This is a genomic window from Sulfurovum iocasae, assembly GCF_047716765.1.
Taxonomy (GTDB): Bacteria; Campylobacterota; Campylobacteria; order Campylobacterales; family Sulfurovaceae; genus Sulfurovum.
Map to the genome: position 1 here is coordinate 1,426,798 of NZ_CP180410.1, position 13,927 is coordinate 1,440,724.

At 41.2% G+C, this 13,927-nt stretch carries 10 protein-coding genes; 6 read left to right on the forward strand and 4 right to left on the reverse strand.

Annotated elements, in window-relative coordinates; genetic code table 11:
• Positions 1-43 precede the first annotated feature (43 nt).
• From metK to ACLHDG_RS07015, 3 genes are all read left to right on the forward strand, one after another.
• Entirely contained in the window at positions 44-1,249 is a 1,206-nt protein-coding gene (gene metK, locus ACLHDG_RS07005; protein WP_415408292.1) for a methionine adenosyltransferase, read from the forward strand.
• Complete coding sequence (gene arfB, locus ACLHDG_RS07010) at positions 1,243-1,659, forward strand: alternative ribosome rescue aminoacyl-tRNA hydrolase ArfB (protein ID WP_415408293.1); 417 nt, start codon at positions 1,243-1,245, stop codon at positions 1,657-1,659. The genes metK and arfB overlap by 7 nt, the downstream gene beginning before the upstream one ends.
• A gap of 128 nt (positions 1,660-1,787) precedes the next feature.
• A complete protein-coding gene (locus ACLHDG_RS07015; protein WP_415408294.1) occupies positions 1,788-4,301 on the forward strand; it encodes a cation-translocating P-type ATPase in 2,514 nt (837 codons plus the stop codon).
• Positions 4,302-4,332: 31 nt separating this feature from the next.
• Here ACLHDG_RS07015 and ACLHDG_RS07020 read toward each other — a convergent pair whose 3' ends face one another.
• Positions 4,333-6,921, reverse strand: a complete 2,589-nt coding sequence (locus ACLHDG_RS07020; protein ID WP_415408295.1) for a cation-translocating P-type ATPase — start codon at positions 6,919-6,921, stop codon at positions 4,333-4,335.
• A 15-nt stretch (positions 6,922-6,936) separates the two neighbouring features.
• Positions 6,937-8,352, reverse strand: a complete 1,416-nt coding sequence (locus tag ACLHDG_RS07025; protein WP_415408296.1) for a dihydrolipoyl dehydrogenase — start codon at positions 8,350-8,352, stop codon at positions 6,937-6,939.
• 141 nt (positions 8,353-8,493) lie between these two features.
• Between ACLHDG_RS07025 and ACLHDG_RS07030 the strand changes: the two genes are divergently transcribed.
• Positions 8,494-9,348, forward strand: a complete 855-nt coding sequence (locus tag ACLHDG_RS07030; RefSeq protein WP_415408297.1) for a universal stress protein — start codon at positions 8,494-8,496, stop codon at positions 9,346-9,348.
• 238 nt (positions 9,349-9,586) lie between these two features.
• On the opposite strand, the gene polX is transcribed toward ACLHDG_RS07030, so the two are convergent.
• Positions 9,587-11,305, reverse strand: coding sequence for a DNA polymerase/3'-5' exonuclease PolX (polX, locus tag ACLHDG_RS07035; protein WP_415408298.1), 1,719 nt, complete (start codon positions 11,303-11,305; stop codon positions 9,587-9,589).
• A gap of 151 nt (positions 11,306-11,456) precedes the next feature.
• Here polX and ACLHDG_RS07040 point away from each other — a divergent pair, with 151 nt between their 5' ends.
• Entirely contained in the window at positions 11,457-12,212 is a 756-nt protein-coding gene (locus ACLHDG_RS07040) for an alpha/beta hydrolase (protein WP_415408299.1), read from the forward strand.
• 57 nt (positions 12,213-12,269) lie between these two features.
• On the forward strand, positions 12,270-13,295 hold the full coding sequence (amrS, locus tag ACLHDG_RS07045; RefSeq protein WP_415408300.1) for an AmmeMemoRadiSam system radical SAM enzyme: 1,026 nt from the start codon (positions 12,270-12,272) through the stop codon (positions 13,293-13,295).
• Positions 13,296-13,337: 42 nt separating this feature from the next.
• Here amrS and ACLHDG_RS07050 read toward each other — a convergent pair whose 3' ends face one another.
• Positions 13,338-13,856: a hypothetical protein gene (locus ACLHDG_RS07050; protein WP_415408301.1), complete on the reverse strand. Its 519-nt coding sequence runs from the start codon at positions 13,854-13,856 to the stop codon at positions 13,338-13,340.
• Positions 13,857-13,927 lie beyond the last annotated feature (71 nt).

Sequence of the window (13,927 nt, forward strand, 5' to 3'; positions counted from 1 at the left end):
ATACTCACTAAATTTGTTACTATGTAAAAAAAGGAGGAATATTATGTATCTTTTTGCTTCAGAGGCTGTTTCAGCTGGTCATCCGGATAAATGTGCTGATATTATTGCCGATTCTATCGTGGATACCTTGCTTCAACTAGATCCTGATTCCAAAGTGGCAACCGAAGTATTTATAAGCGGTAAACATATCATCATAGGTGGTGAAGTGAAAACCAAAGTTCCTCTTGATCCTGCTTTTTATGAAGAGATCACCCAAAAAGCATTAAAACAGATAGGGTATCCCGAAGTTGGGTTTGAGAGAGGTGAAACCCTTTTTCCCGATGATACAGATATTCAAGTCTATGTCAGTAAACAATCTTCAGATATCACTATGGGAGTGGTCAAAGAAGAGGGTGAGATAGGGGCAGGGGATCAGGGAATGATGTTTGGTTATGCGACCAGTGAACGAGAAGACTATATGCCTACAGCTTTTGCCTATGCCAGAGAGATCAGAGATGTATTGTATCGGTATGCTCTTGATCATCCGGAGACTTTCGGTGTGGATCTTAAAACAGAGGTCATAATGGATTACGGCAGTAAAGAAAATTTTGATAATTGTAACCCCCAACGCATTGCAAAGATCATTGTAGCCATTTCACATAACAAAGATGTAGAACTAAAAGAAGTCAAGAGATTGGTCAAAAAGATCATCATTGAGAATGTGAAATTTGAAGCAGGCCATTTTGATGAAGATAACATAGTGTTTTATATCAACAATACAGGACGGTTCGTTAAACATTCACCCATCGCAGATTCTGGTTTGACTGGTAGAAAGGTGGTTTGTGATACCTATGGCGGTTATGCCCCCATAGGAGGAGGATCGCAAAGCTCCAAAGACTACACTAAAGTCGATCGAACAGCACTCTATGCCGCCAGATGGCTGGCTAAACATATCGTTGCAGCAGGCTTGGCTAAAAAGGCACTTATACAGCTCTCCTATGTCATCGCAGAACCCAGACCTGCTTCCGTCACTGTTGATACACAGCATACAAGTCTGACAGAAATGAAAGATGAGGAACTGTCAGAGATCATCGCTGATAAGTTTTCACTTACTCCAAGATGGATCACAGAGAAGTTTGGTCTGGATCGTCCAAGTGAAGAGACTTTCCTCTATGCCGATATCGCTGCAAAAGGGCAGATCGGATATGCAGAGTATCCATGGGAAAAGTTGGATGAGTTGGCTTGGTTTAAAAAGGAGTTCCTGTGCTAAATATTTCAAACAATATTTCTCTGGATGATAATGAAATCACCTTTGAAGCTATCCGCGCGCAGGGTTCCGGCGGCCAGAAGGTCAACAAAACCTCCGTAGCAATCCATCTGCGTTTTGATATTGCCGCCTCGTCACTGCCGGATTTTTACAAGGAGAAGCTTCTCTCACTCAAGGATAAGCGCATTACCAAAGAGGGCATCATCGTCATCAAATCACAACAGCATCGCAGTCAGGAGCAAAACAGGGATGAGGCGCTTGAGCGTTTGACAGAGCTTATCAAAAGTGTTAATGTTATTCAAAAAAAGCGTATTGCGACTAAGCCAACGAAAGGCTCTGTTAATCGACGATTGCAATCAAAGAAAAAGCATGCCGGAAAGAAGCGCTTGCGGGGAAAGGTGGATACGGAGTAGATACCTTTCAAATCTAAACTAATGTTCAAATGATTACCGGTAGTCAATGACTTTAGCAAAATACTATTTTTAGGATAAAATACTTTAAAGAGTACTACTTAAAAGTAGTATGTGAAGAGGGGCAAATAATGATAATTTCAGAACATCCTCATTGTGAAACGCTTAAATCATTAACAGAACAGTTGGAAACCTCAAAAGAGGGGTTAAGTAATGCTGCTGTAGAAAAAAACCTCTCTATCTACGGTTTAAATGAAATTCAAGAAAAAAAGCACAATCTTTTTATACTCTTTCTAGCACAGTTTAAAAGCCCTTTGGTCTATGTACTGGTAGTTGCTGCTCTACTTTCTCTCTTTTTGGGAAAACTGCATGAAGGATTGCTGATACTGCTTATCATCCTGATCAATTCCTTGATCGGGTTTTGGCAGGAGGTCAAAGCACTCTCATCCATCAAAGCACTGAAAAAATTAACGGAAAGCAAAACACAGGTAAAACGTGAAAATCGGGCATTCTCTATCTCCTCTGCCGAGCTTGTACCCGGAGATGTCATCATTTTGAGCGAAGGAGATATCGTACCTGCTGATATTCGCCTCTTTGACACAATAGGAGTGGTGATCGATGAATCGATCCTTACAGGAGAATCTGTACCGGTACAAAAAGATGCGAATCTTATCCTGCCTAAGGAAACATTACCCTATGAATTGGACAATATGGCACTGTCTGGTACTACGGTAACCAAAGGAAAAGCAGAAGGATTTGTTGTATTTACTGCCCAAAAGACTTATCTCGCCTCTATTGCAGGTAAAGCAAAAGAGGAGTCTCCTGACACACCATTGACCAAAGCACTGGAAGTTTTTATCAGAAAACATATGTTTATCTTACTTATAATGATTACACTAACTGCTGTCCTTGCCCTTTGGCAGGGTAGAGAGATCATTGAAGTTATTTATCTGGTTATCGCCGAACTGGTTTCTGCCGTACCGGAAGGTCTGCCGATCGTTGTAACACTGGTACTCACGATCGGTGCGATGACACTTAGTGTCAGAAAAGTCTATATCCGTCACTTGCCCTCTGTTGAAACATTAGGCAGTGCTACGGTCATTGCATCCGATAAGACAGGTACGATCACCCAGGGAAAACTCCATGTAAAAGATGTTTTTTCTCTCCATGAAACCTTTTCACAAACCGTTTCAGCACTTGCCAATGAATCGATAGAGGGGAAAGGTGATCCGATAGATACCGCCCTTGCACTTTGGGTCGGAAAAGAGTATAAAAGCATCAGACAAAAATATCCACGCGTCAACCTCTATCCTTTTGATACCAAACATAGACTGATGGCAAGCTCAAATATGATCCAAAAAGAGCACAAGATCTTTGTTAAAGGTGCTTTTGAATCACTCAAAGAGTTTGCCACGAATCAGGAAGATTTTAAGACCCTTGAAAAAGAGCATGACAAGTTGGCTTCCAATGGTTTACGAGTCATTGCATTGGGTATGGGTGAACACATGACTGATGATATTGATAAATGGAAAATTGAGATCGTAGGGTTGGTAGGCTTTTTAGATCCTCCTAAAGAGGGGGTTCTAGAGGCAGTTCAAACGGCACAAAAAGCAGGTCTGAAAGTGTTGATGATCACAGGAGACAACCCCCTTACAGCTGCTGCTGTAGCAAGATCAGTCAATATATACAAAGAGGGAGATTTAGTTGTTACCGGGAAAGAACTTAATGGTATGGATGATGCGACACTGGAGAAGATTTTACCAAAGGTCACTGTTTGGGCAAGAGTTCTTCCCGAACATAAATACCGCATCGTCAAAACACTGCAGAAACAGGGAGAGATCGTTGCCGTTACAGGTGATGGTGCCAATGATGTTCCTGCCCTAAGAGCTGCAGATCTGGGTATTGCTATGGGAGACGGTACCGATGCAGCAAAATCTACTGCAAAAATGGTGCTTGCTAATAATAATCTCTCTGTCATTGTTGATGCGATCAGGCAGGGTCGTACGATTGCCAGCAATATACGCAAAGCGATCTATTTTCTCGTCTCTACGAGTTTGGATGAAGTCATCCTCATCACCGGTGCGATCTTAATGGCATTGCCGCTGCCGCTTTATCCTGTGCAGATCTTATGGATCAATCTTGTTGCAGACAGTGCGTTGGATAAAACCTTTCCATTTTTAAAAGATGAAGAAGATGTCATGAATAGAGCACCAACCAAACTGCACAAACAATTTTTAGATAAAGTACAGCTTTTACGGGTACTTTATGCCGCACTAGTGATCAGTTTAGGTTCACTCTTTTTATATGTCTGGATGCTGTATCACTACGGAAAAGAGAGTGCCATATCCACACTTTTTACAGCCTTTATCATTGCTACATGGATCAACGGTTTACAATCACTCAAAGAGCATGAACCCTTTTTGAAAAATATCAAAAGATCCTTACAGATCAATCCTTATATTTTTTACGGTATAGGAATAGGACTGATACTGCAGCTATTTGCGATTTATGCACTTTCAGATGTCTTTCATACACTGCCATTAAATGCTGAGTCGTTGAAGATGATCGGTTTATTGGCACTGTGGGTATTTGGTATGATCGAGATACGCAAATGGATTGAGTACCTATGGAAAAAAGTATCATAAATCAGGAGTATATATTTTGTGATACAAAAGTTTATATAGATTTCTTTTTTAACATCAACCACTTATCTGCTTCCATAACCAAAACCAAACCAATCGCAACTACTGCGAGTTCCAACCAGGTATCAAAAGAGACAGGTTGAGCAGAAAGTATGTTTTGCATAAAAGGGATATGCATACATGCAATGTGTAGGAACTGCGTGAAAATCACTAAAATGATCAAGGAGATACTGCTTCTATAGCCTATCTTATGCAGGTAATTGATCTCTGTTCTGCTGTTAAAGACATGTACATTCTCAAATAGTACCATCAGAAGCAGTATGATATTTCTTGCACTCTCAACACTCTCTCCACTTTGCAGTAAAAAGTAAAAGAGGACAAAGGAAACGAGACCTATATACAAACCACCTACCACGATACGTCTTAGCATCAATCTATTAAAGATAGGTTCTTTAGGAGACCTAGGTTTTCTCTTTAAAAGTCCCGGTTCTGCAGATTCTAATCCAAGCATGACATCTTGTATACCGTTTGTTACAAGATTGAGCCATAAAAGTTGTACGGGAAGCAAGGGTAAAGGCAGTCCGGTGATGAAAGAGAGCATCACTAAAACCAACTCGGCAAAGCCTGTAGATATAAGTAGGTAGATGACTTTTCGTATGTTATCATGTGCCCGTCTTCCTTCTTCGATACCATTGACAATGGAAGCAAAGTTATCGTCAGTCAAGATGATGTCACTGGTGGCTTTTGCTATGTCTGTACCACTCTTACCCATAGCCACACCGATGTTCGCATGCCTAAGGGCAGGGGCATCATTTACCCCGTCTCCCGTTACTGCAACATAATGCCCAAGTGTTTGATATGCCATGACTATCTTCATTTTTTGTTCCGGTGTGACACGTGAAAAGACCGTAATGTCTTTTAACGCTTCAGCATTCTCTCCACTGTTTTCCCAGTCTGACAACTCTTTTTCACTCATAACACCTGCATCAGAAGAAGCAATGCCAAGCTCTTTTGCTATGCAGAGCGCTGTATTTGGATGATCTCCTGTTATCATGACCACTTTTATACCTGCCTGCTGCGCTTTGAGTATGGCATCAGGACTCTCTTCTCTTACCGGGTCTATAATGGCAACAAAGCCTAGATAGCTAAAGTCATTAAGGTTTATTTTTTCATCATCCTCTGACTCTTTGTAGGCAAGTGCTATGGTTCTGTACCCTTTAAGTGCCCATGCATCGACATCATCTAATATAGCTTTTTTCTCTTCCTGTGTTACATCACAGTGTTCCAGTACGGTTTCCGGTGAGCCTTTACTAAATTGAAATACCTTCTCATCCTGTTCCATCATTACGGCAGAAAATCTATTGATAGGTTCATACGGTATCTCATCTATCTTTCTATATGATTTTGAACCCGTCACATATGATTCATCTGCATTTGCAGCAAAGCGTGCCAAGGCAATATCTACTTGATCTCCAAAGAAATCAACCCCTCCTTCTTTTGCCTCTTCATAATGCATCTCATTACACAAAATAGAAGCAAGATAGACTTTATCATGTACTTCATTTATGGTGTTGGTGTCATAGACTTGCGTTGGTGAGATAAAATACTCCACACTTAGTTTGTTCTGTGTGAGTGTACCCGTCTTATCACTGGCTATGAGTGTACAGGCACCTAGTCCTTCTATAGCAGCGAGTTTACGTACGATGACATGACGTTTGGACATGGCAAGAGAGGCAGAAGTAAGTGCTACTGTAATGGCAACAGGAAGCCCCTCCGGTATGGTGGATACAGCCAGTGCTACTGAAAAAAGAAAGAGTGAGTAAAATGTCATCCCTTTGAGCAGCCCTATGGCAAACAGTATAAGTACCATGATACCGATGACAATGGAGATGGTAAACGAAAGCTTTTCCATCTTTTCAAGAAGAGGAATCTTGGCTTTGCTCTTTTTACTCAGTAGCTGTGCTATTTTCCCTGCTTCGGTATTTTCCCCTATGCTGCTTACAACACCTATACCTCTACCACTGGAAATGTACGTACCTGCAAAAAGCATATTTTTTCTCTCTGGCAAAAGCAGGTTAGGGTTATCACTAACAAAGAGTGCATCTTTATTCATATCTGTGGACTCCCCAGTGAGCAAAGCCTCATCGACCATAAGATTATTTGTCTCTGTGAGTCTGATATCTGCTGCTACTTTAGTACCTGGTTCAAATATCAATATGTCTCCAGGTACAATATTTTGGCTATCTATCTCTTGGATGACACCATCTCTAAGTACCATTGCATTGGCTTTGATAAGATTTTGAAGTAGTTTGGCTTTTTGGGATGCAGAATACTCCTGATGCGTTCCGATCACGGCATTCAAAACCAAAACAGCAAGAATGAAACCGGCATCTGTATATTCATGGATGCTGAGTGCCATTAAAGTTGCTAAAAGTAAGATGTAGATAATTGGACTTTTAAACTGTTGAAGAAAGTGTGCAAGAAGTGTCATATCGGGTTTTGAGGGTAGTATGTTTAAACCATACTCCTCTTGCCTTTTAGCTGCTTCAGCATGATCAAGTCCAGAGGTATTGGTATGTAAAGTCAAAAGTGCTTCATCAATATTTTTTGTATGAAAATCCATCATTAACCTTTAGTACTATTTACTATTATCACTTTCTAAAAAAGGTACTTCAACTATACCATCTTTTTTTATGCCTATTTTCTTAATACAATCAAGTAAAAGCATGTAAAGACCCTCTTCAAGAGTAGGATGGTAAAAAGGGAGTTGCAACATATCATAGACAGTCAGTTCATGCTCCATAGCCCAGGCAATATGATGTGCCAGATATTCACCACCAGGAACTGCTATTTGTGCACCTAAAAGTTTAGCATCACTTTTTTGAACATAAAGATTTACTATACCTACATTTTTATTCATAAGCATAGCTCTTCCTTGATTTTGGAAGTTATAACTACCTATGAATACGTTATCATCGTCTTTAATGTCCTTGTAGTCTTTTCCAACAAAGGCAATATTTGGGTCTGTAAATACAACAGCTAGTGGGACTTTTCTTTTAAATGTTTTTTGAGTATGAACAACATTATATCCAGCGATACGACCTTCATCTGCTGCTTCATGGAGCAGAGGTCTGTCAGCGTTCACATCACCGGCAAAATAGATAGGAAGATCTTCTATCTGCATAGTGTGTGGATCAAAGTTCGGCATGCCTCTTTTATCTAAATCGACACCAAGGTTCTCAAGCTTTAAAGCATCTAGGTTTGGCTTTCTTCCAATCGATACCAAGACTTTATCAACAAAAACTTCGCGATCGGCACTTTTTATTTTTATTTTATCACCGACTTTACTCAATTGTGCTCTGGCACCAAGCCAGATATCAAATTCCTTTTTACAGAGTTCAATCATGACTTTGTTCACATCAGGATCACTCAATCCACCTATGAATTCTTGTGAATGGACTGCTGTGACTTTGATGCCAAGTCTTGAGAGTGCCTGTCCAAGTTCCAGTCCTATGACTCCTAGTCCAAGTACACCCAAAGTAGGAGGAAGGTCTTTTTGTTCAAAGAGTTCATCTGTAGTGAGTATATGTTCTTTAAATGCTTCCCAAGCCGGATCAAATACCGGGGAAGAACCCGTTGCAATGATGATCTTTTTTGCTCTGATCTCATCATCACCCACTTTTAGCGTGTTAGCATCTATAAATTCAGCTTTACCGGTCAGGACCTTGTCACCTAAACGCGTGATGCTATGGTTTATATTTTGATTTACAAGAAAATCCCGCTGATCTCTTACTCTCTGTAAAACATCGGGAATGGAAACTTCCAACGCATCACTGTGTTTGATACCACTTTTTTCAAAATCCAGTCTATCGTGATAATACTCTGAAATGCGAATAAGTGATTTAGAAGGCATACACCCTACACGGGCACAGGTAGTACCATAGGGACCACTGTTGATCAAAAGATAATCATCAGTTCCTTTTCTTACTTGAGAAAGGGCATAGAGACCTGCTGAACCTGCACCTATAATGATTACTTCTACTTCTTTTTTCATGAGACACCTTACACATACTTAATTCTATTCTACTCCTTTTCTTCTCAGATGTAAAGTTGCATTATTTATATATTTGGTGTAGAATATAAGTAGGTACTTAATAGATAGGACCAAATTTTTTTGATAAAAGGCAAGTATATTATGAAACAAGTAAAGAGAATTATTGTAGGTATAGATATTTTTTCAGGATCAAATAATGTTTTAAAAAGAGCACTGATGGTTGCAAAGCAAAATAAAGCGGAATTGTTCCTTATTCATGCTGTACAAACACCTTGGTTTTCCGTACCAAGTTATTTTGGTGGCAAAGAGATAGCTATTGATATAGAAGGTATCACAAAAAAAATAGAAAAAAAGATAAAAGCATTGAACAAAGATGATAAAGTGCCTTATTCTATCTTGGTAAGAGAAGGAGATGCTGATGATATCTTGCGGTACGAAGCAAAATTACTCAAAGCTGATATGATAGTGATAGGTGCAAATACAAAAAATAAAAAGAAGTTTCTAGGTACAACAGCAGAAAAAGTAGCACATCAAAGTCATTTACCCGTTTTGATCGTGAAGAACAGTGTAAAAGATCCATATCAAAAGATTGTGGCACCAACAGACTTTCAAGTACAATCTAAACAGAGTATTCTCTTTGCGAAAACTATTTTCCCAGCTGCAAAAGTGAATGCAGTCCATAGTTCTGAAGTTATTTACGTGGAAGGTCCTTATACTGTAGTTGGACGTGATTTTGTGCAGTATAACGAAGTCGCAAAAGCGTGTGCAGAGAAAGATCTAAAGGATTTGATGAAAGATCTTTCTGTTGACAAAGGTAAAATAATTGATGGAGAAGCCAATAGCAAAAAAGCACTGCTTAAATATATAGACAAGGGCTCATACGATCTTGTAGTCGTAGGTTCACGAGGTACTGCAGGTTTTAAAGCATTACTCGGGAGTGTAGCCTCTTCCATCTTAAGAGAAACACCAACTGATGTCTTGGTATATGTACCGTAGATAACCCTGTCAGAGTGTGAGATAATGTAAATAATCTCACGCTTTACTACACTGATAAATACAAATAATATTTTATAATATGTTATTTTTTATCTAAATATTTCTCTATCTGTTTTTGGAATATCTACTCTTTGTCTCTTTCTCTATGTATAAGAAAAGTCTTATCTAGTTTTCAAACTTACTCATTCAATCTATAAGACAACTTTGATCTGCATGTACGGAAAATTAGATCCTGAATTCATCGTCTCAAGAGCTTGCGGAACTGGGTGAGGGAAAGAGTATTGACGACATCCTCTTTTTCCAGCCAGCCGCGCCGTGCCTGGGAGATTCCGTAGGAGATATAGTGAAGATCGTTTACGGAGTGGGCATCTGAGGAGAGAGCGATCTTGACTCCGGCCTCTTTGGCAGCTTTGCAATAGATGTCGTCGAGATCCAGACGGTCGGGCTGTGCATTGAGTTCAAGGATACAGCCCAACTCTTTTGCCACTTTGATGATTGCATCCATATCAACCTCGTAAGGTTCACGAAGTCCGATCAGCCTTCCGGTGGGGTGAGAGAGGATGTTAAAGCAGGGGTTCTCCATCGCTTTGAGAATACGTCTGGTTTGTTCTTTTTTGCTGAGATTGAACTTGTAATGCACAGCACCGACAACCAGATCAAGCTTTTCCAGGACCGATTGGGGCAGGTCAAGTGTACCATCGGCCAAGATATCGACCTCGGCGGATTTCAAAATGGTAAAATCTTTCAGTGTCGCATTAAGACGGTCGATCATTTCCAGCTCCTGCAGCACTCTCTCTTCATCCTGTCCATGGGCGATCGTAAGGTGCTTTGTATGGTCCGTAACAGCGATATATTCGTATCCCAGTACTCTGGCAGCCTCTGCCATCTCCTCTAGAGTGGCATTTCCGTCGGAGCGGGTAGTGTGGATATGTAGATCACCCCGGATATCACTGCGTTCAATGAGCCGTGGCAGGCTATGCCGCAGTGCCAATGCGATCTCACCGCAGTTTTCGCGCAATTCCGGTTCAATATACTGCATTTTCAAAATTTCATAAACATCAGACTCTTTCTCTCCGCCGATGCGTTTATCTGAGAGGAAGATGCCATACTCGTTGATCTTAATACCCTTTTTCACAGCCATTTTTCGCAATGTGATATTGTGTGCACGTGATCCAGTAAAGTGGTGCAGGGCAGCACCGAAATCATTGGGCGGAACAACACGCAGATCCACTTGTAACCCATTTTTTAAAATAACGGAAGAGCGTGTAGGTCCCTCCATTACTATGCGCTTTACATTCTGATGTGATATAAAACGCTCCATCAGCGGTGAACCGGAGAAGCAGGCAGCAACTATGTCTATATCTTTGACCGTGTCACGCCTGCGGCGAATGCTGCCGGCGATCTCAAGCCGATTGACCCGTTCTATACTACGGAGTTCCTCCGCCAATGCCTGGGCGATAGGAAGTACATCATAAAGACGATGACGGTGAGTCTCGTAACGTTTCTGTTTTAGCCCCTCCACAATGGTTTGGATAAGTCTGGGACCAAATCCTTTGACGCTTTCGATGTCCCCTTTTTTGAGTGCTGTTTCCAAATCATGCAGAGTATTGATATGCAGTACTTCATGCAGTCTTCTGACTCTTTTTGGCCCCAGGCCTGGAATCTTCAGCATGATCTCTAGATCGTGCGGTATCTCTTTTTCGAGCCGACCGAGGAGAGAGATCTTTCCTGTTTGGACGATTTCAGTGATCTTTTTGGCAAGTGTATCGCCGATGTTGTGTATCTGTGTCAGGTCCTCACCTGCTTCAACCATCTCTTGAAAGTTTTTCGGATAGAAACGTATGATACGGGCAGCGTTACGATAGGCACGGATCCTGAAAGGATTTTCATCTTCAAGTTCAAGTAGATCAGCGAGTTTGATAAATTTTTCTGCTATATCACGATTACTGACCTGCATCTTCGCTCCTTGATCGATTTGTCAATGCTATATTCTATCATATTTCATTAGTCAGTGCAGATGCTGCTGATCTTTTTAAAATAAGGGGTTGCTATATATCAATACAATTGGGCATAATAGTATTATGCAGATTTCAAAAAATGGCGGTAGTATGATTTCGTTTATAGCTACATTGACTATCGCCTATGTGGCGATATGTTTTTTACTTTTTATCTTTCAGCGCCAGATGATCTACTTCCCCACCTCTGAGGTGAGTGTTCCGGGTGCAGCTCAAACTGTACTAGATACAGGTGAAGTACGTATCAAGGTCTGGACACTCAATCCAGGCAAGGAGAAAGCACTTATCTACTTCGGCGGCAATGCCGAGAACGTTGCATACAACATCGATGATTTCAGAACACTTTTTGCCGACCGTACGGTCTACCTCGTCAACTACCGCGGTTACGGTGGCAGTAGCGGATCGCCCTATGAAGAGGGGTTTTACAGTGACGCATTATTCGTCTACGACCATTTTATGAAACAGCATACTGCACTCTGCGTGATGGGTCGCAGTATTGGTGCGGCGGTTGCGACCTATCTTGCCTCGAAACGCGATGTTGAAAAACTTATTCTCGTGACACCTTTCGACAGTGCAGTGAATGTGGGTAAAAAGATCTACTGGTTTTTTCCGATGGGTCTCATTTTGAAAGAGAAGTTAGACTCGGCTGGCAGGGCTGCGAAGATCACAACAGATACACTGATCATAGCAGCAGCCAATGACAGGATCATTTCTTATGAGCATACTCACAACCTTGTCCAGGCTTTTACAAAAACACGGGTAGAGGTTGCAACACTAGACGATACAGGTCACAACACCGTGCATCTGCATCCTGACTACAAGAAGATCATTACATCGTTTATGCGGTAGTTTTTAATTTTTTAGATTTTATAGTATCATTAATAAATATATGAAAAGGAGAACGAGATGGTAGAAACAGCATGGTTAAGTAAAAAACTCGGTAGCGGAAAGATCTTGTGCCAAGCGTGTGCACAGGCCTGTAAGCTTGACGAAGGTGAATATGGTATCTGCGGTGTAAGGAAAGTAGAGAGCGGTGAACTTAAACTACTTGTGTACGGACTTGCCGCCGCGGTAAATGTTGATCCGGTGGAAAAAAAACCGATGTTTCATTTTCTGCCAGCAAGTACTGCATTTTCAGTGGGAACTGTAGGATGCAACTTCTCTTGTAAGTTTTGCCAGAACTACGATATCTCCCAATACCCAAAAGAACACAATCATCAGATATTCGGCAGGGAACTTCCGCCTGAGCGTATTGTTGATCTTGCGATAGAGAAGGGATGCGAGTCGATTGCCTATACCTACAATGAACCGATCGTCTTTTTTGAGTACACTTATGATACGGCAAAACTGGCACACGAGAAAGGGCTGAAAAACATCTATGTCACCAGCGGATTTGAAACGCATAAGGCCATAGACCTACTTGAACCGTACATCGATGGGATGAATATAGATATCAAAGGTTTTACGGATGAGTTTTACAAAGAGATCTGCGGTGCCAGGCTGAAACCGGTGCTTGAATGCGTCAAATATGCTCATGAAAAAGGAATATGGGTAGAAATTACGACCCTGCTGATCCCAGGTAAAAATGACTCCGATGAAGAGATCAGGAATATTGCAAAATTTATCGCAGGAATTAGCCCTTATATACCTTGGCATCTCTCCGCATTTTACCCGATGTACAAGATGCTTGATGTTCCTCCCACTCCAGGATCGACACTGCGAAGAGCCTATAAGATAGGACAAGAGGAGGGGCTGAAGTATCTTTATGTCGGCAATATTGACGACGAAGACTACGAATCAACCTATTGTCCAAAGTGTAGCAAAAGAGTAATTGACCGACAAGGACATATTGGGCAATATGTCACCAATGAACTTGATGATAATGGTATCTGTCCGTATTGCGGCTATAGTCTTGAAGGGGTATGGCATTGAGCCTTTAGTTTCAGCTGTTGTACTGTTTATGCCGATGGGATTTTACATCTTCTCTTTTGACTCTTCATTCCAGATAGGATTCTCCCTGTCATCCGGGTGCAGCATGGATCGTTCCCTCTCATAAATATGCCAATACGACTTATCGATTGCAGCGTTCTTGTATTCCCCCTTTTTATCATGTTCGAACGGACACCACCAATTCTCGACGATCTGCACAAGATAAGCCATATACTTAAAAAGCGCGACACTTAAAGGGCAGTAGATCTTGCAGTTGAAGATCCAGTAAAATCGGTATGATTCCCAATGCATCCACTTGCTACCAGTCTCATAAACGATCTGGTCTTTGTAGATATATCGGTGAGTGATCCATGTCGGCACAAAGTCCCAAAACGGTCTGATACCCGTCGCCCCGACAAGTTTCAGATGCCCCCTTGCTGCCAATATACCTAGTATCACGAACGGCACGGTGATGATAAGAGGCAGATAGATGAGCAGCACACCTATTCTCACTTTCCAGGTAGGTTGTTTTTCAAAGTTTTTCCCTATTTGTACTCTTTCCAACTTTTTTCTCCTTCTTCTAGTTCATGTATTTACTTGGTGGGGTAATATAAATGTGTAAAAAATTTTAACAT

Coding starts and splice junctions, on each gene's coding strand:
- metK (WP_415408292.1), top strand. CDS start 44: ATGTATCTTTTTGCTTCAGAGGCTGTTTCAGCTGGTCATCCGGATAAA.
- ACLHDG_RS07015 (WP_415408294.1), top strand. CDS start 1,788: ATGATAATTTCAGAACATCCTCATTGTGAAACGCTTAAATCATTAACA.
- ACLHDG_RS07020 (WP_415408295.1), bottom strand. CDS start 6,921: ATGGATTTTCATACAAAAAATATTGATGAAGCACTTTTGACTTTACAT.
- ACLHDG_RS07025 (WP_415408296.1), bottom strand. CDS start 8,352: ATGAAAAAAGAAGTAGAAGTAATCATTATAGGTGCAGGTTCAGCAGGT.
- ACLHDG_RS07030 (WP_415408297.1), top strand. CDS start 8,494: ATGAAACAAGTAAAGAGAATTATTGTAGGTATAGATATTTTTTCAGGA.
- polX (WP_415408298.1), bottom strand. CDS start 11,305: ATGCAGGTCAGTAATCGTGATATAGCAGAAAAATTTATCAAACTCGCT.
- ACLHDG_RS07040 (WP_415408299.1), top strand. CDS start 11,457: ATGATTTCGTTTATAGCTACATTGACTATCGCCTATGTGGCGATATGT.
- amrS (WP_415408300.1), top strand. CDS start 12,270: ATGGTAGAAACAGCATGGTTAAGTAAAAAACTCGGTAGCGGAAAGATC.